Source organism: Trinickia sp., assembly GCF_051954495.1.
Classification (GTDB): domain Bacteria; phylum Pseudomonadota; class Gammaproteobacteria; order Burkholderiales; family Burkholderiaceae; genus Trinickia.
Genome location: NZ_JBQCHR010000039.1, coordinates 1 through 22,879, shown reverse-complemented (window position 1 = coordinate 22,879; position 22,879 = coordinate 1). Strand labels below are relative to the sequence as shown.

The 22,879-nt window shown below is 63.4% G+C and carries 18 protein-coding genes; 6 read left to right on the top strand and 12 right to left on the bottom strand.

Annotated elements, in window-relative coordinates; translation table 11 throughout:
• Positions 1–184 precede the first annotated feature (184 nt).
• On the bottom strand, positions 185–1,795 hold the full coding sequence (locus tag ACTHNR_RS06485; protein WP_440546742.1) for a methyl-accepting chemotaxis protein: 1,611 nt from the start codon (positions 1,793–1,795) through the stop codon (positions 185–187).
• A gap of 225 nt (positions 1,796–2,020) precedes the next feature.
• Entirely contained in the window at positions 2,021–3,469 is a 1,449-nt protein-coding gene (locus tag ACTHNR_RS06480) for an alpha/beta fold hydrolase (RefSeq protein ID WP_440546741.1), read from the bottom strand.
• A 162-nt stretch (positions 3,470–3,631) separates the two neighbouring features.
• Here ACTHNR_RS06480 and ACTHNR_RS06475 point away from each other — a divergent pair, with 162 nt between their 5' ends.
• The 3 genes from ACTHNR_RS06475 to xth all read left to right on the top strand — a co-directional run bounded on the left by ACTHNR_RS06475 (position 3,632) and on the right by xth (position 6,568).
• A complete protein-coding gene (locus tag ACTHNR_RS06475; protein ID WP_440546740.1) occupies positions 3,632–4,210 on the top strand; it encodes a TetR/AcrR family transcriptional regulator in 579 nt (192 codons plus the stop codon).
• Between the two features lie 78 nt (positions 4,211–4,288).
• The gene (locus ACTHNR_RS06470) at positions 4,289–5,524 is read left to right on the top strand and encodes an SIR2 family protein (RefSeq protein WP_440546739.1); all 1,236 of its coding nucleotides are present in this window, start codon (positions 4,289–4,291) and stop codon (positions 5,522–5,524) included.
• A gap of 267 nt (positions 5,525–5,791) precedes the next feature.
• Entirely contained in the window at positions 5,792–6,568 is a 777-nt protein-coding gene (xth, locus tag ACTHNR_RS06465) for an exodeoxyribonuclease III (RefSeq protein WP_440546738.1), read from the top strand.
• A gap of 108 nt (positions 6,569–6,676) precedes the next feature.
• On the opposite strand, the gene ntrC is transcribed toward xth, so the two are convergent.
• The 3 genes from ntrC to glnA all read right to left on the bottom strand — a co-directional run bounded on the left by ntrC (position 6,677) and on the right by glnA (position 10,926).
• Complete coding sequence (ntrC, locus tag ACTHNR_RS06460) at positions 6,677–8,227, bottom strand: nitrogen regulation protein NR(I) (protein WP_440546737.1); 1,551 nt, start codon at positions 8,225–8,227, stop codon at positions 6,677–6,679.
• A gap of 13 nt (positions 8,228–8,240) precedes the next feature.
• On the bottom strand, positions 8,241–9,383 hold the full coding sequence (gene glnL / locus ACTHNR_RS06455) for a nitrogen regulation protein NR(II) (RefSeq protein ID WP_440546736.1): 1,143 nt from the start codon (positions 9,381–9,383) through the stop codon (positions 8,241–8,243).
• Between the two features lie 127 nt (positions 9,384–9,510).
• Positions 9,511–10,926, bottom strand: coding sequence for a type I glutamate--ammonia ligase (glnA, locus tag ACTHNR_RS06450; protein ID WP_440546735.1), 1,416 nt, complete (start codon positions 10,924–10,926; stop codon positions 9,511–9,513).
• Between the two features lie 434 nt (positions 10,927–11,360).
• Here glnA and ACTHNR_RS06445 point away from each other — a divergent pair, with 434 nt between their 5' ends.
• Positions 11,361–11,828 (top strand): rhodanese-like domain-containing protein, encoded by a 468-nt coding sequence (locus tag ACTHNR_RS06445; RefSeq protein WP_440546734.1) that lies wholly within the window; start codon positions 11,361–11,363, stop codon positions 11,826–11,828.
• Positions 11,829–11,840: 12 nt separating this feature from the next.
• On the opposite strand, the gene ACTHNR_RS06440 is transcribed toward ACTHNR_RS06445, so the two are convergent.
• The 5 genes from ACTHNR_RS06440 to hrpA form a co-directional block, all read right to left on the bottom strand.
• A complete protein-coding gene (locus ACTHNR_RS06440; RefSeq protein WP_440546733.1) occupies positions 11,841–12,671 on the bottom strand; it encodes a competence/damage-inducible protein A in 831 nt (276 codons plus the stop codon).
• Between the two features lie 9 nt (positions 12,672–12,680).
• Positions 12,681–13,493: an EI24 domain-containing protein gene (locus ACTHNR_RS06435; protein ID WP_440546732.1), complete on the bottom strand. Its 813-nt coding sequence runs from the start codon at positions 13,491–13,493 to the stop codon at positions 12,681–12,683.
• Positions 13,494–13,505: 12 nt separating this feature from the next.
• Positions 13,506–14,507 carry a sterol desaturase family protein gene (locus tag ACTHNR_RS06430; RefSeq protein WP_440546731.1) on the bottom strand — a complete coding sequence of 334 codons (1,002 nt, stop codon included), beginning with the start codon at positions 14,505–14,507 and terminating at the stop codon, positions 13,506–13,508.
• 25 nt (positions 14,508–14,532) lie between these two features.
• A complete protein-coding gene (locus ACTHNR_RS06425; RefSeq protein WP_440546730.1) occupies positions 14,533–15,564 on the bottom strand; it encodes a YncE family protein in 1,032 nt (343 codons plus the stop codon).
• Positions 15,565–15,776: 212 nt separating this feature from the next.
• On the bottom strand, positions 15,777–19,853 hold the full coding sequence (gene hrpA / locus ACTHNR_RS06420) for an ATP-dependent RNA helicase HrpA (RefSeq protein ID WP_440546729.1): 4,077 nt from the start codon (positions 19,851–19,853) through the stop codon (positions 15,777–15,779).
• Between the two features lie 22 nt (positions 19,854–19,875).
• Between hrpA and argA the strand changes: the two genes are divergently transcribed.
• Entirely contained in the window at positions 19,876–21,255 is a 1,380-nt protein-coding gene (gene argA / locus ACTHNR_RS06415; RefSeq protein WP_440546728.1) for an amino-acid N-acetyltransferase, read from the top strand.
• Positions 21,256–21,303: 48 nt separating this feature from the next.
• Positions 21,304–21,579, top strand: coding sequence for an oxidative damage protection protein (locus tag ACTHNR_RS06410; RefSeq protein ID WP_440546727.1), 276 nt, complete (start codon positions 21,304–21,306; stop codon positions 21,577–21,579).
• Positions 21,580–21,825: 246 nt separating this feature from the next.
• Here ACTHNR_RS06410 and ACTHNR_RS06405 read toward each other — a convergent pair whose 3' ends face one another.
• A complete protein-coding gene (locus ACTHNR_RS06405) occupies positions 21,826–22,023 on the bottom strand; it encodes a hypothetical protein (protein ID WP_440546726.1) in 198 nt (65 codons plus the stop codon).
• A gap of 143 nt (positions 22,024–22,166) precedes the next feature.
• Positions 22,167–22,787, bottom strand: coding sequence for a glutathione S-transferase family protein (locus ACTHNR_RS06400; RefSeq protein WP_440546725.1), 621 nt, complete (start codon positions 22,785–22,787; stop codon positions 22,167–22,169).
• Positions 22,788–22,879: the final 92 nt, after the last annotated feature.

Genomic DNA, 22,879 nt, shown 5'->3' with positions numbered 1-22,879 from the left:
CGCAAACGACGCATCAGCGCCGCGCGTTCGTGTTCGCATTGTGGCGCACTGAAGGCGGACGTGCATTTGGCCCTAGCCCTCGTATCCCTGGTGCGCAGCCGGCGCATGCCAATGCTTCATTATTCCGAGCAGTGATTCTTTCCAGCCATCACGCTGTTTTCCCCGATCTCGATGTTCCTTGAAATTAGACGGTTGAGGCGACTGCTGGCGAAACATGGGATGGATCCCCAAAGCAGCTCGTCACGATCTGCTCGGCATCTCCGATTCTGAACACCCCGATCGCGTCGCGCAGCGACCTTGCCTGAGCGTCCATGGAATGCGCGGCAGCCGACGTTTCCTCCACCAGCGAGGCATTCTGCCGCGTCACATCATCCATCTGGGTGACTGCCTTGTTGATTTCTTCGATTCCTACACTCTGCTCGGACGAGGCAGAAGATATTTCCAGCATGATGTGCGCGACATCCCTGACCGAAGACACGACGGCATCGATCGTGCCGCCCGCTTCCTGAACCAACTTTGCCCCCTGTGCGACCCGCGCAACCGACTCGCCAATCAGATCCTTGATTTCCCGCGCCGCCGTCGCGCTGCGTTGCGCGAGACCGCGAACCTCCGTCGCGACGACCGCGAATCCCCGTCCGTCCTCGCCGGCGCGCGCGGCCTCCACGGCCGCATTCAGAGCAAGGATGTTGGTCTGAAAGGCAATCGACTCGATCAAGGAGGTGATTTCCGATACCTTGAGGGAGCTTTCCGAAATATCACGCATCGTATGAACGACGCTGCCTACGGCCACGCCCCCTCTCGCGGCGACGTCGGCGGAGGACTTCGCAAGCGCCGTGGCGCGCTGTGCACTGTCCGCGTTCTGCCGGACCATATCCGTCAACTGTTCCATCCTGGCGGCCGTCTGCTCGAGAGACGCCGCCTGCTCTTCTGTTCGTTGGGACAGGTCCGCATTGCCTTGCGCAATCTCGCTCGCCGCCACGGAAATAGCGTCGCTCGATGTCTTTATGCCCGCCACGATCTGCACGAGCTGCGTCTTCATAGCCGCGATCGAGTACATCAAACTATCCGTATCGCCCTTTCTCGTCGGTATATGAACCGCCAAGTCGCCTGATGCAATCTGGCCTGCAATCCGTGCCGCTGTCGCTGGCTCGCCCCCCAGTTGCCTGGACAGTCTCCACGCCACCAGCCAGGTCACCATCAAACCAATACCGACCGCTACACCGATCAACGCTTTAATGACCTTCTTGATGCGGTTGTACGCGTCGTAGGCCACATCGCCTTCATCACTGGCGCCTTGCAGATTCACGTCGGTGATCGTCTGAAGGGCTTGACCGAGGCTTCCCCGAAGTTCGGCGCCTCGTCCGGAAAGCAGCGCTGCGGCTTCTTGGAGATGACCGGTCCTCACCAGCGATCGCACTTGCGCATCCAGTTCGGCATACTTCGGCATCAGTGCCTGGATACGGGCATAGGCTTCCTGCTCGGCCGTCTCATGCAGATTCGTTTCATAGTCACTGGCGGCCTTTTGCCATGACTTGAATCCCTGATCCACGGCGCTATCTGCCAGCTTCGCTTCTTCCGGTGCAGACGCCGACACGTCGCGAAACTCTTCCAGTGCAATCTCCTTGAGCGCAACGGCCATCTGCTGACTGGCGACCACGCTCGGGAGCCAATTCTCCCGAAGCGATTCCACGTGGTCATTCTCCCGGTAAATTCCAGAGAGCCCCCAGAGACCGATACCGATCAGCATCAGCAGTACGACACCGAATGCCAGCACGAGCTGCGTGACTACCTTCACGTTCGCAAGAAGCCTCACGATATTCCCCAAGTCAAACCAAGACGATTCGGAGCGGACGCCAGGAAAGAAATCACCCTGCGTCCGGCAGGCCCGTTTGTCGTGCTTGAGTCACGGCATGGCGGCCGGGAGGCCCGAGCCTCCCGCTCGACGCGCTCGCCGCCGCGGACGCTACGGACAATTGTTGTTCCGGCAGTTAGTTCGCTCGGCGGTGCATTTCGGTTACAGCTACCCGCGCTGTTGCGAAAAGATAGGCGTGAAGCCGGCATCGATTTCGACCCGCGACAGATGCGCCACCGTGTTGGCAAGCGTCTTGCCCGCCACGGCCATCGCAATTGCGACCGCCGCGCGACGATCGAGGCCGGCGGTCGTCAGCGCGTCGACATCGCTGTCGGAAACCTGCGTGCGCTTCGACGCGATCGCAGTCGCGAAACGACGCACGGCTTCCAGCTTCGGATCGGCGAATGCACCACCGTTGCGCAATGTGTCGACCACGACGCCGGCCGCGCCCAGCTTGGCTGCCAGCGTCGCATGTACGGCCACGCCGTAGTCGGCCGCATTCGCACGGCTCGCCGCAGCCATCGCGACTTGCTGAGCGATCGGATCGAGCGAGGTCGTGCCGAGCGCCTGCAGCCAGGCGAGATACGCGCCGAGTACGGCCGGCTCCGCGCCCAGCGCATAGCCGAGGTTCGGCACGAAACCGAATACACCGCACATCGCGTCGAGGATCGGTTTGGCTTGCGCCGGCGCGTTCTCTTGGTTTAGCGCCCCGAACAGCGCTTCGCCCTGGGCGGCGTCGAGCGTACGCGCCAAGAAGGCACGGATGATGCCGGCCACTTCGTCAAGATGCGTTTCGAGCGGGAAATGCCCGGCGTCGACGAAATGCACTTCGGCGTCGGGCAAGTCGCGAAGGAACGCTTCGGCGCCCGCCGGCAGAAAGAACGGATCGTTCTTGCCCCACACGGCCAGCGTCGGTGGACGATGCGTGCGGAAGTATTCGTGGAAGCGCGGGTACATCGCGACGTTCGTCTTGTAGTCTCCAAACAGGTCGAGCTGGATCTCGTCGCTGCCGGCGCGGTCGAGGAAATGCTGGTCGAGGGTGTAGCTTTCAGGTGCGATCAGCGCGGTATCCGCTTCACCGTGCTGGTACTGGAACTGAGTGATTCCGGCCGCGAGCATCACGCGCAACTGCGTGCGGTTCGCTTCGGACGGATCGTTCCAGTAGGCGCGGATCGGATTCCAGCCATCGCTCAAACCTTCCTCATAAGCATTGCCGTTCTGCGAAATCAGCGCCGACACGCGCTCCGGCCGCGACGCAGCCAGACGAAAGCCGACCGGCGCGCCGTAGTCGAACACATAGACCGCGTAGCGGGTCAGGCCAATCGCGTCGGTGAAGCTTTCGATCACTTCGGCTAGATGGTCGAACGTGTAGCCGAAAGCCTTCGCATCGGGTGCATCGGAGAAACCGAAGCCCGGCAGGTCCGGCGCGACCACGTGGTACTTGTCGGCCAGGCGCGCAATCAGCCCACGGTACTGGTGGCTCGAGGTCGGGAATCCATGCAGCAGCAGGACGGCGGGAGCGTCCTTCGGGCCGGCCTCGCGATAGAACAGGTTAAGCGCCGAGCCGGTACGCTCGTCGCTAACGGAGACGGTTTGATAGGTGGAAAGCGCGGACATCGAAATCTCCTAGATCAAGGGAACGGATGACGGCTCGGATAAAATTGAACCGAACGATCGGTACAGTATAAATAAAATCTCGATCCGTCAAGCGTTGATTTCCTCACGTTCCTTCCGTAAGCTGGCACCTGTACCGAATGATCCGTACAATTTGACCAAGCTATGCCCACTACACAAGCCGCAAAAGACGAAATCGTCGACCGATTGTTTGCCGTATTCCGCGAGCGCGGTTTCGAGGGCGCATCGCTGGCGGATCTGTCACGCGCAACCGGGCTCGGCAAGTCGAGCCTTTACCATCACTTCCCCGAGGGCAAGGAACAGATGGCGAAGGCCGTGCTCGAGCGCGCCGCGGCCGTGATCGACAGCCAAATCCTTGGCCCTGCGCAAGCAGCCGGCTCGCTCAAGACGCGCATCCGCAAAATCGTGGGGACCTTCGACCAGATGTACGCCGGAGGCACCACCCCGTGCATACTTGGCCAGCTATCCAGCGCCGACATCGGTGCCGAGGCTCGACAGAACCTCGGTCAGGCACTCGCCCACTGGATCGAAGCAATCGAGAAATTGGCGCGAGACGGTGGCGTCTCGCCCGTCAAGGCGCGACACTTCGCTGAAGATTGGGTGGCACGCGTGCAGGGCGCATTGGTTCTGCAAGCGGCGACGGGTGAAATCGGACCGTACAGGCGCGCCATGAATGCATTGCTGGATCTATCGAAAGACAGCGCAGCCGGGGCACAGGACTAGTGCCTTGTTCAACGCGCCGATCCTAGGACACGGGGCGCAGAGAAGACGCCCCCTCGAATATGTAGCCATACACGTGTCGTGAAGAAAAAACTGCTCATCGTTGCCGGTGCTGGCGCATCGATTGACTTCGGACTCCCGTCTGTCGCAGAGATTGACGACCTGCTGTTCGAAGCGGCTTTCACAAGATGGACCCTGGCATCCGCTAGCAATCAGAATCTGTATGGCTGGGTCCGAGATTCAATCAACGCGTATTACCGAGCTGGCCAATACCCTCGCTTCACCCATGACACCAACTTTGAGGAAATTCTTTTTCAGCTTCACGCCTTGGATGTCTTCCTCTCGGACCGCTATCATCTCCAGAGCGCCAAAGCACTGTTTGCCCCCATCCCCTTGCCAGACATCTTGGATGGAGAGGCGAGTCCACGACGGGTCGAGAGCGGAATGCTGACCGGACTGGCGAAACATCTCGCCAATACCGTCATCGATGAATGCATTGTTCGGTCAGAGCGGGCGTCTACCCAGAAACAGACCGCGATCGCAGAACTCAGACATTTGCTGTCAGAACTGTCGAACGAATTCGAAATTGGCGTTGTCACCCTGAATTACGACAACATCATCAGCCAGGCCAACCCCGCCATGTTTACCGGTTTCAACGAGCAAGGGATCTTCGAGCCGGAAACCGTGTTTGATCGCGAGGCATGGAACTTCATCTATCACCTGCATGGTTCCGTTCACTTCTCCACGGTTCGCTCCGAGCAAGGTAATCTCCTCATTTCCTGGCAACATACGCCCCTTACCAGTGGGCATGGGAGAACCTTTGGAGGCAAACGACAGGAATCCGTGGAGGGTCTGGAATCGCTGAACTCTGTCATTGTCGCGGGCTATGGAAAGTTGCATCAGATCCTGCGGCAACCATTTCGAACGTACTTCGCCCAGATACAGAGACTTATTCATAGCGCCGACTCCATCCTCTTTGTAGGTTACGGATTCGGGGACGTCCATCTCAATGAACTATTTGCCGACGTGCGGAGCAGACGCCGACCATGCGTGGTGATCGATTACGCAAAAAACGAGGCGCCCTGTTTTGAACGGCGGATGGACGACTGGACTAACCGCGTGAGTGAAACGCTTTTCCCTGAGGGTCGACATCCCCCTTTTTCGTCGGGCTCGATACGCACAACGCACGTGGGCGATTACAGGTCAGCGGGAGAACTGGAGGTCTGCCTCGACCCAGAACTCCCCCTTGCCATCTGGTATGACGGGCTGCTTTCAGCCTGCCGAAAACCCGAAAGAATCATGGAGCACCTCCGATAAAACGAGCCTGCCGCCGGACCGCCGATGGCAAACTAGTGCTGAAGGAGGAGGTTGAGGTCGGCGAGCGCTCATCGTCGCGGTATGCCGGCGCCGATACGACCGAGTCGTATGTCCAGACATACAACTGCCTGGCTGGTGCTTATCTGCGCGGACATGGCGCAAAATCCAACGCGTGCGACAGCGAAACAGAGATCAGTAGCGAATGCGATCCAGATGCCAGCCTCACGAACAGAACTTATCCGTTGGAATCAATTCTTTAATTATTTTATGAAAATCGCCACTTGGAACGTCAACTCCCTGAAGGTTCGGCAGCAACACGTGATCGATTGGCTCGAGTTGAGCCAAGTCGACGTGCTGTGCTTGCAGGAGCTGAAAATGCCCGACGAGAAATTTCCACGCGCGGAACTCGCGGCAAAGGGCTATCGAAGCTGGTTCGCCGGACAAAAGACGTACAACGGCGTGGCCATCCTCGTGCGTGACGGCATCGACGTGGACGAATCGCATATCGTGCGCAACATCCCCGGATTCGACGACGAACAGCAGCGCTTGATCGCCTTGACCGTGGGCGGCGCGCGCATCGTCTCGGCGTACTTCCCGAACGGCCAAGCGCCGGGTACCGACAAGTTCGCGTATAAGCTGCGCTGGCTCGACGCACTCGCGCAGTGGATCAAGGACGAAATGCACGTCCATCCGAAGTTCGCGCTGCTAGGCGACTACAACATCGCCCCGGAAGATCGCGACGTGCACGACCCGAAAGCCTGGGAAGGCCAGAATCTCGTCTCGCCGCAAGAGCGCGCGGCTTTCGCGAAGCTCGTCGAGTTGGGACTCGTCGATGCCTTCCGCAAATTCGAGCAACCGGAAAAGGTATTCACCTGGTGGGACTATCGAATGCTCGCCTTCCGCCGTAACGCCGGCCTGCGTATCGATCACATCCTGCTTTCGCCCGCGCTGGCGGAAGGCTGCACGATGTGCGAAGTCGACAAAGTGCCGCGCAAGTGGGACCAGCCGTCCGATCACGCACCGGTCGTCGCGCAGCTCCCGTAGCGTCGGAAAAAGCAATGACGACTGCAGTCACCGCACCGCGCCGATAAAAAAAGGCCGACGCTCTGAACGAGTCGTCGGCCCTGCGGCACGTTTGCGCTCACGCGCCGGTCACGGCTCCAGATGCAGTTCCTGAATCTTGCGCGTGATCGTATTGCGCCCGATCCCGAGGCGTTCGGCCGCTTCGACTTTGCGCCCACGCGTGAAATCGAGCGCTTCGCGTATCACGGCCGCCTCGAACCGGCGCGCCAGTTCGTCCATCACGTCGACGGTGTTTTCGCGCAGCATGCGCGCCACCTCGGCGCGCAATCCGCTCTCCCAAACACTGACCGGCACGCCCGTCGCGACGCCCGCGAGCGCCGCCGGCGCAAGCCCCGCGCCGTTGTGCTCGCCCTCCAGCGAGACGACGCCGCCCGAACCCAGCGCCGCACCGTTTCTTGCGCCGACCGAAGCCGCCGCGCCCGCCGCGCTCCCCGCGACGATTTCGCCCGCCCCTTCCGACGTGGGGGCGGGGACGAGGTCCGGCGGCAGATCCTTGATCTCGATCGTCTGCGCGGGCGCCATCACGGTCAGCCAGTTCGCGAGATTCTCGAGTTGCCGCACGGTGCCCGGAAACGGCAACGTCGTGAGGTACGCTAGCGCCGCATCCGACACGCGCTTAGGCTCCACGCCCAGATCGCGCGCGCTCTTTTGCAAGAAGTGACGAGCAAGCAGCGGAATATCCTCGCGCCGCTCGCGCAGCGGCGGCAAGCGCAAGCGGATCACGTTCAGGCGGTGGTACAAGTCCTCGCGGAACAAGCCTTGCCGCACGCGCGCTTCAAGGTTCTGGTGCGTTGCGGCGATCACACGCACGTTCGCGCGCAACGGGCTATGCCCCCCGACTCGATAGAACTGCCCGTCCGACAGCACGCGCAGCAAGCGCGTCTGCAGATCGAACGGCATGTCGCCGATTTCGTCGAGGAACAGCGTCCCGTTCTCGGCCTGCTCGAACCTGCCCTGCCGCGTGGCTTGCGCGCCCGTAAAGGCGCCGCGCTCGTGGCCGAATAGTTCGGACTCCAAAAGATCCTTCGGAATCGCGGCCGTATTGAGCGCGATGAACGGTCCGTTCGCGCGCGGGCTATGCCGATGCAGCGCACGCGCGACGAGCTCCTTGCCGGAGCCCGACTCGCCCGTGATCAACACCGTGGCGGCGGAGTGAGAAAGCCTGCCGATCGCACGGAACATGTCCTGCATGGCCGGGGCTTGGCCGAGCATCTCGGGCGCATCGGCCAGCGTAACGTCGCTCGCGTGCGAGCCTCGCATGCTCTCGTCGACGGCGCGGCGAATCAGCTCCACGGCCTTGTCGACGTCGAACGGTTTCGCGAGGTATTCGAACGCGCCGCCTTGAAACGCGGCCACGGCGCTGTCGAGATCGGAATAGGCCGTCATGATGATGACGGGCAATTCGGGCACGCGCTCGCGGATCGCCTGCAGCAATTCGAGGCCCGATGCCCCCGGCATCCTGATGTCGGAGACGAGCACCTGGGGACTTTCGCGCTCGAGCGCCGCAAGCGCCTCGCGCACGTTCGCAAAACTGCGCGTCGGGAAATTTTCGCGCGCCAGCGCTTTCTCGAGCACCCAGCGGATCGATTGGTCGTCGTCTACTATCCAGATCGGCTTCATGGAGTGGGTCTTATCAATTGACGAGCGGCAGCAAAATCTGAAACTCGGTGTGTCCAGGGCGGCTCTCGACTTCGATCAATCCGTCGTGCTGTTGCACGAACGTTTGCGCGAGCGTGAGACCGAGCCCACTGCCGTCTTCGCGGCCGGACACGAGCGGATAAAAAATGCGATCGCGGATTTCTTCGGGAATTCCGGGCCCGTTGTCGATCACTCGCAAGTCCAACGCCAATTTGAATAGGCGTTTGGAGATCGTCACCTTGCGCGCGACGCGCGTGCGCAAGGCGATGCGCGCATCGCCCTGGCCGATACGTTCGCGCAGTGCCTGCGCCGCGTTGCGCACGATATTGAGCAGCGCCTGAATGAGCTGCTCTTTATCGCCGCGCAAGTCGGGCACGCTCACGTCGTAGTCGCGCTCGATCGTGAGGCCTCGCGGGAATTCCGCGAGAATCACCGCGCGCACACGTTCGCATACTTCGTGAATATTGACGTCGCCGACGATGTGCGGGTGCCGATGCGGCTCCAGCAATCGATCGACGAGCGTCTGCAAGCGATCCGATTCCTTCACGATCACCTGCGTGTATTCGCGCAGCTCCAGCCGTTCGCGCGCGCCGAGCTCGAACTCGAGCAACTGCGCGGCGCCTCGAATGCCGCCGAGCGGGTTCTTGATCTCGTGCGCGAGATTGCGAATGAGCTGCTTGTTCGCGATCGACAAATCGTGAATACGCTCCTCGCGATCGGTGCGCAGATGTCGCTCGTTCTCGAACAACTCGAGCAACACGTAATCGGGCGCGCTCTCGAGAAAGCCGACCACCACGTGGACATGCAGCGGCTCGCGCCCCGCTCTTTCGAGCACGGTGTCGAGATGCGTCGCATGAAAACGATGCTCGGCGATCGCGGTGATCGTCGCATTCAGATCGTCACTGTTCGCGAACAACTCCGACCACGACATCTGCATCAGCTGTCGACGCGACAAATCGAGCATCGACTCGGCCGACGGGTTCGCGAACGCGACGCGCAGCGTGCGCTTCTCGAGCACGAGCGTGACGGTAGGCAACGCTTCTAGCCCAGGCAGCAGGCCCGACTGCGCCAACACCGCGTCGTCGGAAAGCGGCTCGGATTGGCCTTTCTTTGCCTTGATCAAATTCTTGAGCACCATCGTCGACCGACCGCCGCGAAAAGTACGCAACGAATGAACGAAAAAGGGACGGCGCCGCCGTCCCTCCGAGAATCGCAAGCCTTCACGCGCGCTTCGCCGACGACAGGGGCAAAGCGCATCGCGCTGCTTACAGCGAGTAGTACATCTCGAACTCGATCGGGTGCGTCGTCATGCGGAAGCGTTGCAGCTCGCCTTCCTTCAGGTCGAGGTACGCGTCGAGCATGGCGTCGGTGAACACCCCGCCGCGCGTCAGGAACTCGCGATCCTTGTCGAGCGCTTCGAGCGCTTGATCCAGACCGGCACAGACGGTCGGGATCTTCGCGTCTTCTTCAGGCGGCAGATCGTACAGATTCTTGTCCGCGGCTTCGCCCGGATGAATCTTGTTTTGCACGCCGTCCAGACCGGCCATCATCAGCGCCGAGAACGCGAGGTACGGGTTCGCCATCGGATCGGGGAAGCGCGTTTCGATACGGCGGCCCTTCGGATTGCTCACGTGCGGAATGCGGATCGAGGCCGAACGGTTGCGCGCCGAGTAGGCGAGCTTCACGGGCGCTTCGAAGTGCGGCACGAGACGCTTGTACGAGTTCGTCGTCGGGTTCGTGATCGCGTTCAGCGCACGTGCGTGCTTGATGATCCCGCCGATGTAGAACAGCGCGAATTCCGACAGGCCGGCGTAGCCGTTGCCCGCGAACAGGTTTTGGCCGTCCTTCCAGATCGACTGGTGCACGTGCATGCCCGAGCCGTTGTCGCCGACGACGGGCTTCGGCATGAACGTCGCCGTCTTGCCGTACGTGTGCGCGACGTTATGGACGATGTACTTCAGTTGCTGCGTCCAGTCGGCGCGCTGCACGAGCGTCGAGAACTTCGTGCCGATTTCGTTTTGGCCTTGGCCCGCCACTTCGTGGTGGTGCACTTCGACCGGGATGCCGATCTGCTCGAGCAGCAGACACATTTCCGAGCGCATGTCTTGGAACGAATCCACCGGCGCGACCGGGAAGTAGCCGCCCTTCGTGCCCGGACGGTGACCCGTGTTGCCGCCTTCGAATTCCTTGCCCGACGACCACGGCGCTTCTTCCGAGCCGATCTTGACGAAGCAGCCCGACATGTCCGTGTTCCACTGGACCGAGTCGAAAATGAAGAACTCGGGTTCCGGACCGAAGAAAGCCGTGTCGCCCAGACCCGTGCTCTTCAGGTATGCCTCGGCGCGCTTGGCGAGCGAACGCGGATCGCGCTCGTAGCCCTTGCCGTCGGCCGGCTCGACCACGTCGCACGTCAGCACGAGGGTCGGCTCTTCGTAGAACGGGTCGATGAAGGCGGTGTTGGCATCCGGCACGAGCAACATGTCCGAAGCCTCGATGCCCTTCCAGCCGGCAATGGAGGAACCGTCGAACGCATGGCCGCTTTCGAACTTGTCTTCGTCGAACGCCGACAGCGGCACCGAGACGTGCTGCTCCTTGCCGCGCGTATCGGTGAAGCGAAAGTCGACAAACTTGACGTCCTCGTCCTTGACGAGCTGCATGACGTCGGCCACGGATTTACTCATATCCTCTTCTCCATTTAATAGGTTCGGCGGTTCTTCGCTTCCGCCCGCTTCGGCACGTCGCGCCATCCACAGCCAAAGGCGGTCTTTCAAGCGATCGCCGCGGGTAAAAGCAGCTTCCGTGCCAACCACCTCGACTCATGCGCATCTATCGACGCGGGGCGCGCCGGGCCGCGATGCGGCGCGCCCCGCGCTGGAGCCGGTTGCCGCACGGCGAGGTGCGCCGTGCGCCGCGACGACGAGGGATGCGCACTTTATCGGTGCGCGATAAGCGAGAATGGCGGCGACGAATCCCATTGTGGTGCATTGCTCGCTAATTTGCACTTTTTTGGCGCATCCGCATGCGGCGCCCGCTGCACCATCGTGCAACGGGGCGGCTCGAGCGAGCGCGGCCGCCGCGCTAGAATGTCTCTTTACGAACGAGGAGACGACGGCCCATGAGCTCGCTAGACCAAATCCTCGCGCAGGCCGACAAGCGCCGCGCCGAACATCAACTGGCCTATGCCGGAGCCGTGTCTCCGGCCGAGGCGTTCGAGCTGCTGCAGCTCGATCCGAATGCACGGCTCGTAGACGTACGCACGCGCGCCGAACTCGACTGGGTGGGCCGGCCGCTGGTCGGCGACGGCCAGTACGTTCACATCGAATGGACGCGTTATCCGGGCGGCGTGCCCAACACGGAATTCGCGGCGCAACTGCGGGACGCCGTCGGGTCGCCCGATACGCCTATCTTGTTTCTGTGCCGCAGCGCCGCGCGCTCGAAGCTCGCGGCCGTGGCGGCTGCCCAGGCAGGCTATACGAAGGCCTTCGATCTGCTCGAAGGCTTCGAAGGCGACAAGGACGGCAACGGCCACCGCAAGACGGTGAGCGGCTGGTGCTTCCGCGGGTTGCCGTGGATGGGCGCGTAAGCGCGAGCGCGCCTACGGTTCGACGATATCGCCGCCGAGCAGGTGCACGCCTTCCCGAAGCTTGACGAACGCGGCGGCAACCGCCTCGGGCTCTCCCTTCACGCCCAGATCGATGTGCCGCCGCGCGAACACGCCGCCTCGCTCGGCATCGCCGACGCTCGGTAAGCTGAACACGCGCACGCCTGGGAAATCGGCCTCGATTTTCTCCATGAGCGGCGTGAGCGTGGACTCCATCAGCTCGAACACGTAAAGCGAGCGCTCGGCATGCGCCACCGCGTGGTGCAGATGCGCATACTTCGTGTCGAGCACCCATTCCATCATCGGCCAGGCCATGACCGGAAAGCCCGGCACGAAATGATGGTCGCCCACCGAAAAGCCCGGGATCTTGTTGTAGCCGTTCGGGATAATCGTCGCGCCGCGCGGGAACACGCCCATGTTCAAACGGTGCTGGTTTTCCGGCGAATCGAGATCGAGCGGCGGATGAGCCGCACCCGCGGCGCCCGCCGCACCGCCCCCGGCCGCGTGCATGTCGCGGATGCGCGCGCGGATGAGTTCGGCCGCCTCGGGATGCAGCTCGAGCGGCACGCCCAGCGCTTCGGCCGCGCATTGCCGAGTGTGATCGTCGGGCGTGGCGCCGATGCCGCCCGTGGAAAAAACGATGTCGCCCGACGCGAGCGTGCGCTTGAGCGTGGCCGTAATGCGCTCGCGATCGTCGCCGACATATTCGGCCCAACCGAGCGCGAGGCCTCGCGCATTCAGCAATTCGATGACTTTCGGCAGGTGCTTGTCGACGCGCCGCCCCGAAAGGATCTCATCTCCGATGATGATCACGCCAAATGCCATAGACCGCCCTCACGTGGATGGAAGCGCCTCGTCGGCGCGCAGGCGCTGCAATGCGTCCAGACAATAGTGGCCGAACCAGAGCGCCGAAAACACGAGGATAAACGCATAGACCCAAATCGTGGCGGCGGCGATCACGGGAAACAGTACGACGAGCCAGATCGACCACGCCCAGATCACCGTCGGCACGGCGCCCATGAGCCCGGTGGCCACGCCGATCGCGAACAGCGGCCCGCGATGGCGACGAATCAGCGCGCGTCGCTCGGCGGAACTCGCGTGCAGCGCAAGCGCGTCGTAAGTCATGACGCGGTAGGTCAGCCAACCCCACAGCAAGGGCGGAATCACGGCGAATAGCGGCGGAAAGAGCCAGAGCGGCACGGTCAGCAGAAACAGGACGACACAGACGATCGTCGTCACGAGGGTATGCGCGAGGCTGCCGTACCAGGTGCCGCCGCGACGCTGCTCTAGCCCGGCGAACCGCCGCATCGACAAGTGGCGAACGACCATCGGCATCGAGATCGTCGCGATCAGCAGGAGCACCGTCGTGGCGATGAGCGGAATCGACAGCGCGACCACGATGAACGGCGCGAGCGCCGCGTGCAGCGAGCCGAGGCCCACCCAATCGAACGCGCGGTCAAGCGATGCGCCGAGCCAGGAAGCGCCCAGCCAAATGCGAGCCTGACCGACGAGCGGCTGCCACATGAACCAGAAAAACAGCCCCCACCCCGCCGCCGCCACGATAAACGGCATGAACGTGAGCCAGAGCATGCGCGGATGCAGCGCGCTGGCGGCCGCCTTGCCGAACGAGCGCAGAAAATCGCTCATGCACGCGCCCCGTCAAGTCGCGGCGACATCCCCGCCGCCGGCGCCCTTGCGTCCCGCGCCGAGCCGGCGCGCGATACGTACGAACGCCAGCCAATGCTGCGACACGAACCCTTCTCCATACGATTGCCCCTCCCGTTCCTGGCGGATACCTGTCGGTTCGACCGTTCGATCCCACGATGCGGTCTTGAACAGCATATCCCACCACGGGAGAAGGACGCCGAAGTTGCACCCGTAGGCCGTCCCTTCGTGACCGTAGCCGACGGCATGATGCCGCCGATGGAATGCCGGGGAGACGACCAGCCGTTCGAGCAGGCGCCCGAAATCGAGCCGGGCGTTCACGTGTTGCACGCTTTGCATGAAGTTCGTTGCGGCCGTGAGAACGACGAATTGCGTGGGCGCGATGCCGATCGTCAGCGCGATGGCGGCGAAGAAGCCCGCCTGCAGGACGTCGTCGAGCAGGTGGTTGCGATCGTCGCACCACAGCGACATCTGGCGCTGGCTGTGATGCACCGCGTGCAGTTCCCACCACACGCCGACCCGATGCTGCCCCCGGTGATACCAATACCCGGCGAAATCCAGCACGACGAGATAGATCGCGAATGCGACGAGCGGTTGCGAGGTGACGCCCGGCCACAGGGTATCGAGATTGATGTTCGAAATACCGTGGTAGCGAAGCCAGACCTGCGTGCGATCGAAGATCGGCTGGAACGCGACGAAAAAGAACAGATTGAACAGGCCGAGCTTCGTGATCCACGTGTACAGCACGTCGACGCGCACCGCCTTGCGGCTCTCCCATCGCTCGACGGGCCGCAGCGCCTCGAGCGGCCGCAGCAGCCCGTACATGGCGACGATCGTCATGAAGCCGACGATGACGGGGTACAAGGCGTCGTAGGCGTCTTCGTCGTAATCCATCCAGCCGAACTTGAACAGCAGCGGCTGGACGAGGTTCATGAAAAACCACGTCTGCAGCGACGACACCAGGGAATCGAGCGACCCGACGATCAAATGCAGCATGGCGAACCGATGGCGCGAGCCGCGCTCAAGCGCCGTTGGGCGCCGTCACCGGCGCACGATCGAAGAAGAAGATGCCGTGCGGCGAACGGCCGACCGCGATCGTCTTGACGAGCTTGCGCGTGGACAGATCGATGATGCCGACGTGTTTCGCGAAACGGAACGTCACCCAGAGATAACGCTTGTCCGCCGTGAGTTCCATATCGTCGGGGCCCGGCATGAGGCCCGTGATGTCGCCCACGTTCGTCAGCGTATTTTCGTCGATGATGCTGATCGTGCTCGCCACGCGGTTGCTGACGGCCACGTGCACGCCGTCGTCGAGCGAACGGAAATTGTGTGCGCCCTTGCCCGTTTGGATGCGCTTGACGATCGTCTGCTTGCGCCAGTCGACGACGGCTACGTCATCCTCGCCGGTCATGCCGATGAGCAAGTATTTGTCGCCCGGCGTCAGCCACAGCCCGGCCGGCGTATCGCCCACGTTCATCTTCCACTTGACCGTTTGGGTCGCCAGATCCACGGCGGCGATCTGGCCCGACACTTGGAGCGTGACGAATACCGTCTTGCTGTCCTTGGTGAACGCCATGTGGCTCGGCATCGTAGCGAGCGGCAAGCGCTTCACCAATGTCGGCGTGGCCGTCTTTTCGTCGTACGAGTAGATATCGAGGCGATCGAGGCGCAAGCCGGTGGTCACGAACCATTTCCGGTCGGGCGAAAAACCGAGCTGATACGGGTCTTCGATGTTTTCGATGCGCCGCTGAACTTTGCCGCTCTTGGGATCGACGAACATCAGATCGTTCGACACCGAATCGGCCACGATCAACGAACGGCCATCGGGCGTCGACATCAAATGATGCGGTTCCTTGCCGGTCGGCGTCTTGCCGCCGACGATCTGCTGGGTCGCCTCGTCGATCAGCGACAGCGTGGCTTCGCCGGAATTAAGAACGATGACGTTGTTCGCGTATGCCGCGGGGGCGCATACTGCCGCCGCGACGAACACGGTCAAGAACGCGCCGGCCGTGCGTGCGGCGAGCCCGGCGCGAGAGAGAAAAGAGGTAACCATGGACACTCGTTGGAAAAAACCGTCGCCATCATAAAACGTTTGCGACGCGCCACGGTTGACCCAGATTCAAAAAAGGCTGCCGCCAAAGCCGCACCGTATGCGCCATGCACCGGCGCAGCGCAGGCGTCGATAACAGGGCCCCATCGCCCTGTCCGTTTCCGCCGCCATGCGCGCACGGAAAACGCTGCATTTCAGCCGCGATGAGGCCATTCTCAGCGCTGCATCGACTCCCACACTTTATGGAGCCGCTTGACGGAGACCGGCATCGGCGTGCGCAGTTCCTGGGCGAACAACGACACGCGCAATTCCTCGAGCAGCCAGCGAAATTCGGCCAGCCGGGCATCCGCCACGCCGCCGCGCGCCGATTGCGCGCGCTGGTATTGCAGCAGCAGCGGCTGCATGTCGGCAAACGAGCGCGCGTCGCGGGCGGAATCAGCCTTCAGTTTGTCGATGCGATGCGCGATGGCCTTCAGGTACCGCGGAAAATGCGCGAGCTGCGCGTAAGGCGTATCGACGACGAACCGCTTGCCGATCAACGCCTGCAATTGCTGCTGCATGTCCGCATAGGCGGCGGCGAACGGCTTGGCTTGAGCCAGCTTTTTCGTCACGCCGGCGTATTCGGTGAGGATTTGCCCGACGAGGCGTGCAATCTCCTGCGCGAGCAGCGACAACCTGCCCCTGCCCTCGTCGCGGCGCGTATGGAAACTCGCGTCGTCGTCGGGCAACGGCTCTTGGAGGCAGGCGCGGTCGAGCGTCGTATCGATCAGTTGATCGCGCAGCGCTTCTTGCGTGCCGAGCGGCATGAAATGCATCGCCATTTCCCGCAGGCCGGGCAAATTCTTCTCCAGATATTTGATCGGCTCGCGCAGTTGGAGCGCGAACAGACGCCGCAGGCCGGCTCGGTGGATCCGCGCGGCTTCCTCGGGGGAATCGAACACTTCGACGTCGCAATGTGTCGTGCGGTCGACCAGCGCGGGATAGCCGAACAGCGTCTGCCCTCCCCGGCGGATTTCGAGCAACTCGGGCAGCTTGCCGAAATTCCAGGTCGTCAAATTGTCATAGAGCGCGGTTGTGGCGGCGGCGCTTGCAGCACCCGCCTCCGAGGCACGGGACGAGCCTGCGGCGGCCGGCGCCTTCGATTGCCCGGCGGATCGGCTCGGCTGGCTCGCTTGACCTAAGCGCGCGGCCTCGCCCGCGCTCGCGGCGGCCCGTTCAGCACCGCCGCCATTCGTACCCAGCGCAACACCGGCGGCGAGCTTCTGGAAATGCCGCTGCGCGTCGGCGCCGAGCTCGGCGCGAAGCTGGGCCAGATTGCGGCCCATCGCCAATTGCCGCCCGTGCTCGTCCACGACCTTGAAGTTCATGAACAAATGCGCCGGCAGCGTTTCGAGCTTGAAATCCGTCGATTTGAGCGCGACCTGCGTCTGCTCGCGCACGTCGGCGATCAACGCCTCGACCAGGCCGCCGCCGCCGAACCGGCCCTCGTGGCGCTCGGCGAAGCCGGCCGCGTACTCGGGCAACGGCACGCAGTGCCGGCGCAGTTTCTGCGGCAAGGACTTCAGCAGCAGTTGCGCCTTTTCCTTGATCATGCCGGGCACGAGCCACTCGGTGCGACGGGCATCGACCTGATTGAGCGCGTACAGGGGGACCGTCAGCGTCACCCCATCGCGGGGCGAGCCCGGTTCGAAGTGGTATCCGAGCCCCATCTCGACGCCGGACATCGTCATGCGCTTCGGAAAAAGGTCCGTCGTGACGCCGGCGGCCTCGTGCCGCATCAGGTCGTCGCGCGACAAATAAAGCAGACGAAGCTTCTCCTCGGGCTGCCCGCTCTTCTTGACCTCGTCGCGATACCAGCGCTCGAACGCCGCGCCCGTGTGCATGCCGTTGGGCAGCACCTGATCGTAGAAGGCGAAGATCAGTTCGTCGTCGACGAGCACGTCCTGCCGCCGCGACTTGTGCTCGAGCTGCTCGATGTCGGCCAGCAGCTTGCGGTTGTGGGCGAAGAATGCAAGCTTCGTGTCGAATTCGCCTTCCACCAGGGCGCCGCGGATGAACAGCTCCCGGGCGCGCGCCGGATCCTGCGCGCCGAACGCCACGCGCCGCCGGTGATAGACAGGCAGCCCGTAGAGCGTCGCGCGCTCGAACGCCGTGACTTGCGCCGCGCGCTTTTCCCAGTGCGGCTCGGAGAGCGAGCGCTTCAGCAAGTGCCCCGCAACCTTCTCGATCCATTCCGGCTCTATTTTCGCGAGACAGCGCGCATAGAGCCGGCTCGTCTCGACCAATTCGCCCGCCACGACCCAGCGGCCGGCTTTTTTCACGAGCGTCGAGCCGGGCCAGAGGAAGAATTTGATCCCGCGCGCGCCGAGGTAATGCGGCTCGTCGTCGGCTTTGAGGCCCACGTTGCCGAGCAGGCCCGTCAGCAGGGCCAGATGAATTTGCTCGTAGGTCGCACAGCTCTCGTTCAGGCGCCAGCCGTGTTCGCGCACGACGGTCAGGAGCTGCGAATGGACGTCGCGCCACTCGCGCAGCCGCAGATGCGACAAAAACTGGGCGCGGCAGGCGTCGACGAGCTGGCGGTTCGACTTCTTGTGCGCGACGGCCTCGCCGAACCATTTCCAGATCCGCAGCCACTGCAGGAATTCCGAGCGCTCGTCCGCAAAGCGCCGGTGCGCCTCGTCGGCCTGTTCCTGGGCGTCGGCGGGACGCTCGCGCGGGTCTTGCACCGACAGGGCGCTGGCGATGATCAGCACTTCGCTTAGCGCCTGCTGGTCCCGAGCGGCGAGAATCATGCGGCCCACGCGGGGGTCGAGCGGCAATCGAGCAAGCTCGCGGCCGAGCGGCGTGAGCGCATTCTCGTCGTCGACGGCGCCCAATTCCGCGAGCAGCTGATAGCCGTCGGCAATGGCGCGGCCCGGCGGCGGCTCGATGAACGGGAACGATTCGATCGCGGTCAGATGCAGCGACTTCATCCGCAGAATCACGGCCGCGAGCGACGAGCGCAGGATTTCGGGGTCGGTGAAACGCACGCGACCTTGGAAATCCGTCTCGTCGAAGAGCCGGATGCAGATGCCGTCGGCCACACGGCCGCACCGGCCCGCGCGCTGGTTGGCCGCCGCCTGCGACACCGGCTCGACCTGCAGTTGCTCCACCTTGTTCCGATACGAATAGCGCTTCACGCGCGCAAGGCCCGTATCGACGACGTACCGAATGCCCGGCACCGTCAACGACGTTTCCGCGACGTTCGTGGCGAGCACGAGGCGCCGCGCGTTCGACGGCTTGAATACGCGCGCCTGCTCCTCGGCCGAGAGCCGCGCGAACAGCGGCAAGATTTCGGTGTGCGGCGGATGGTGCTTGCGCAGCGCCTCGGCGGCCTCGCGAATCTCTCGCTCGCCGGGCAGGAAGACGAGCACATCGCCCGGCCCTTCCCGGCAGAGTTCATCGACGGCGTCGACGATTGCCTCCATGAGGTCGCGATCGGCATCGCGCGCGCTTTTTCCGCGTTCGGGGCGATCGGCGCGCTCGCGCCCCGTCGTGCCTTGCGCCGCCTTCACCGCGGGGCTTTGCTCCTCGACGGGCCGATAGCGGATCTCGACCGGGTACAGCCGCCCGCTGACCTCGATGACGGGCGCGGGCAAATCGGGCGCACCGAAATGGCGCGCGAACCGCTCCGCGTCGATCGTCGCCGACGTGACGATGAGCTTCAAGTCGGGCCGCTTCGGCAAGATCTCCTTCAGATAGCCGAGCAGGAAGTCGATGTTCAGGCTGCGCTCGTGCGCCTCGTCGATGATGAGGGTGTCGTAGGCGCGCAAAAGCGGGTCGGTCTGCGTCTCGGCCAGCAAGATGCCGTCGGTCATCAGCTTGACCGACGCACCCGGCGCGAGATTGTCGGTGAACCGTACCTTGTAGCCGACCACTTCCCCGAACGGCGTGCCGAGTTCTTCCGCGATGCGGCGCCCCGTGGCCGAAGCCGCGATCCGGCGCGGCTGCGTATGGCCGATAAGGCCCGTCCCGCCCGCGCCGAGGCCCCGGCCGAGCGACAGGCAAATCTTCGGCAGCTGCGTCGTCTTGCCGGACCCCGTTTCGCCCGACACGATCACGACCTGATTTTTGCGAATCGCACGGGCGATCTCTTCGCGCCGGCCCGACACGGGCAACGCGGCCGGAAACTCGATCGGTGGGACGGGATTGGGCGGGACGGCGGGACGGCGAGGACGTTCGGCGCGAGCCTCACGCGGGGCGCGCGGTGCTCGGACCTCACTCGCGGCCGGACTTTTGGGTACGTTCGACATGGGGGCGCATTATAATCCGACCATGAATTCTCAAACCGACCTCGCCCCCTCGCCCGAGAGCGCCACACGCGCCGCGGCGCCCGACTCCGTTGCCGTCTCGCCCGCCCAGTTCGTCGACTGGATGCGATCGGTCGCGCCTTACATTCATGCGTTCCGCAACAAGACATTCGTCGTCGGGTTCGGCGGCGAAGTGGTCCATCAGGGGCTGCTCAATGCGCTCGTTTCCGACATTGCGCTGCTGCAGGCCATGGGAATCCAGATCGTGCTCGTGCACGGGTCGCGCCCGCAGGTCGAAGAGCAGATGAATCTGCATGGGGTGCAATCGGAGTTCTCCCACGGCATGCGCATTACCGACGCGCGTGCGCTCGAATCGGCTAAGGAAGCGGCCGGCGAAGTGCGGCTCGACATCGAAGCGGCGATCAGCCAGGGCTTGCCGAACACGCCGATGGCTCACGCCCACATCAGCGTCGTATCGGGCAACTTCGTCACGGCGCGTCCGGTCGGCATTCTCGACGGGGTCGATTTTCAGCATACGGGCATCGTGCGCAAGGTCGATGCCGAATCGATCCGTCATTCGCTCGCCAGCCGCAAACTCGTCCTGCTTTCCCCGCTCGGCTTTTCGCCCACGGGCGAGGCGTTCAATCTGTCGATGGAAGACGTGGCGTCGGCGGCCGCGATCGCGCTGCGCGCCGACAAGATCATCTTCCTGACCGAAACGCCGGGGCTCATGAACGACAGCGGCGATCTCATGCAAGAGCTCTCGCTCGACGACGCCTACAAGCTGCTCGACAGCGGCGAGATCAAAGGCGACGCCGCGTTCTATCTGAAACATGCGGTCCGTTCCTGCCGGGGCGGCGTCGCGCGCGCGCACATCATTCCCTATGCGCTCGACGGCAGCCTCTTGCTCGAACTCTTCCTGCACGACGGCGTCGGCACGATGATCTCGTACGAGAACCTCGAAAGCCTGCGCGAGGCGACGCCCGACGACGTCGGCGGCATCCTGACGCTGATCGAGCCGCTCGAATCCGACGGCACGCTCGTCAAGCGCGGCCGACATCAAATCGAGCGCGACATCGATCACTTTTCGGTCATCGAGCACGATGGCGTCTTGTTCGGCTGCGCGGCGCTTTACGCGTACCCGCAGGAGCGCATCGGCGAGATGGCGTGCCTCACCGTCGCGCCGGACGCGCAGGGCGCGGGCGACGGCGAACGCCTGCTCAAGCGCGTCGAGCAGCGCGCCCGCGCGCGCGGCCTCACGCGCATTTTCGTGCTGACGACGCGCACCGAGCACTGGTTCCTCAAGCGCGGCTTCGTCAAGGCAACGGTCGACGATCTGCCCGAAGACCGCCGCCGCCTCTATAACTGGCAGCGCAAATCGCTCGTGCTGATGAAGCACCTTTGAGCGCACCGCGTCGCTGCCCGCCCCAATCGACTACAGGAGAAATGCAAGATGGCCCGCATGATTCAATGCGTCAAACTCGGCAAGGAAGCCGAAGGACTCGATTTTCCGCCGCTGCCGGGCGAACTCGGCAAGCGCATCTATGAAGGGGTGTCCAAGGAAGCCTGGCAAGCCTGGCTCAAGCAGCAGACGATGCTCATCAACGAAAATCGTCTGAACATGGCCGACCCGCGCGCGCGCCAGTATCTGATGAAGCAGACGGAAAAGTTCTTCTTCGGCGAAGGCGCCGATCAAGCGGCCGGCTATGTGCCGCCCGCGCAGAGCTGAGCGTCGCTCCCCGGCCGCTGATCGCGGCCTTTCCCGCAACCGCTTGACTGCCGCCGGCTCGCCACGCATGTGGCGGGCCGGCGTCGTTTGTGCCGGCCGTCCGGTCGGCGGTCTTCGCTGTGTTTCGGCGCCGATCGGCCGCGGACGATGGCCGGTTCAGCCGATCGTCAACGTCTGGAGATGCGCCTGAACGCGCGAGCCCTCGATCAGCAGCATGCCCATACGAGAAAATGGAGATTGGCCAACTCAAGCGGCCACGGCCGCGGACTGGCGGTGGCCGAGCAGCCCGCGCGAGCGATGCAACGCCGCGCGCGCACCGCGCGTCGCCATGACGGCGCCCACTTGCCCGAGATTGAAATCGAGCGAGACCATCAATTCCATCAGCTCGACCATCGGCAAGACGACGGTCGGACTGTACAGCCGTTGTTCGATGAGCTTCTTCATGGCGGCGACCCTCCTAGGCCCGGCGGGACAGCCTATGCCCCGCCGCACAACATGAAGGCCATTCTAAGGACGCGCGCGATGCCGATAAATGCATCAAATCGAAAGTCAGAAGTCGCTGGAAGCGAACAATCGCGGTATTGCGCCTATTCGAGCGGCGCGCCTGCGAATTCGGGCAGCGCCTCGGCCCGCCGCGACAGCGCCGTCAACGCCGGATAGCGGCCCGGGTCGATGGCGTCCGGCAAACCATGTTGCGTGAAGCGCCAAGCCACGGCCACCGTGATATCCGGCTGCATGAGCCGATCGCCGCAGAGCCACGATTGCGCACCGACGCCGGCCACGCCCTGCTCGAGCGTCTGATAGGCGGCGGCAAGCTGCGTATGCACGCGGTCGAGCCACGGCCCGTGCTGCTTCTCCGGCGGCCGCAAGTTGCGCTCGTACACGATCTGCACGGACTTCTCGCAGGCCGCCAACGCAAACCCGATGAAGTGAAGCGCACGCCGGCGCGCCGCGCTGTCCTGCGGCATGAGCCGCGCCTGGGGGGCGACGCAATGATCGAGGTAGTCGAGGATGAGCGACGAGTCGATCAACTGCGTGCCGTCGTCGTCGATGAACGTGGGCGCCTTGACGACCGGGTTGATTTGGCGAAATTGGTCGAAATGACGAAAGACCGACACCGACCGGTGTTCGAACGGCATGCCGAGTACGGCCATCGAAATGGCGACACGGCGCACGAACGGGGAATCCATCATGCCAATTAATTGCATCGATGCCTCGCTTCTTTTCAAGTGACGGGGTTGGCACGGGCCAGGCGCCAGTTTGCCGTCCCGCAGGCGCCGCCCGCAAGCGAATCGTCGCC

Coding starts and splice junctions, on each gene's coding strand:
- xth (WP_440546738.1), top strand. CDS start 5,792: ATGAAAATCGCCACTTGGAACGTCAACTCCCTGAAGGTTCGGCAGCAA.
- ACTHNR_RS06410 (WP_440546727.1), top strand. CDS start 21,304: ATGGCCCGCATGATTCAATGCGTCAAACTCGGCAAGGAAGCCGAAGGA.
- ACTHNR_RS06405 (WP_440546726.1), bottom strand. CDS start 22,023: ATGAAGAAGCTCATCGAACAACGGCTGTACAGTCCGACCGTCGTCTTG.
- hrpA (WP_440546729.1), bottom strand. CDS start 19,853: ATGTCGAACGTACCCAAAAGTCCGGCCGCGAGTGAGGTCCGAGCACCG.
- ACTHNR_RS06480 (WP_440546741.1), bottom strand. CDS start 3,469: ATGTCCGCGCTTTCCACCTATCAAACCGTCTCCGTTAGCGACGAGCGT.
- ACTHNR_RS06445 (WP_440546734.1), top strand. CDS start 11,361: ATGAGCTCGCTAGACCAAATCCTCGCGCAGGCCGACAAGCGCCGCGCC.
- ACTHNR_RS06425 (WP_440546730.1), bottom strand. CDS start 15,564: ATGGTTACCTCTTTTCTCTCTCGCGCCGGGCTCGCCGCACGCACGGCC.
- ntrC (WP_440546737.1), bottom strand. CDS start 8,227: ATGAAGCCGATCTGGATAGTAGACGACGACCAATCGATCCGCTGGGTG.
- ACTHNR_RS06475 (WP_440546740.1), top strand. CDS start 3,632: ATGCCCACTACACAAGCCGCAAAAGACGAAATCGTCGACCGATTGTTT.
- ACTHNR_RS06430 (WP_440546731.1), bottom strand. CDS start 14,507: ATGCTGCATTTGATCGTCGGGTCGCTCGATTCCCTGGTGTCGTCGCTG.
- glnL (WP_440546736.1), bottom strand. CDS start 9,383: ATGGTGCTCAAGAATTTGATCAAGGCAAAGAAAGGCCAATCCGAGCCG.
- argA (WP_440546728.1), top strand. CDS start 19,876: ATGAATTCTCAAACCGACCTCGCCCCCTCGCCCGAGAGCGCCACACGC.
- ACTHNR_RS06440 (WP_440546733.1), bottom strand. CDS start 12,671: ATGGCATTTGGCGTGATCATCATCGGAGATGAGATCCTTTCGGGGCGG.
- ACTHNR_RS06400 (WP_440546725.1), bottom strand. CDS start 22,787: ATGCAATTAATTGGCATGATGGATTCCCCGTTCGTGCGCCGTGTCGCC.
- glnA (WP_440546735.1), bottom strand. CDS start 10,926: ATGAGTAAATCCGTGGCCGACGTCATGCAGCTCGTCAAGGACGAGGAC.
- ACTHNR_RS06435 (WP_440546732.1), bottom strand. CDS start 13,493: ATGAGCGATTTTCTGCGCTCGTTCGGCAAGGCGGCCGCCAGCGCGCTG.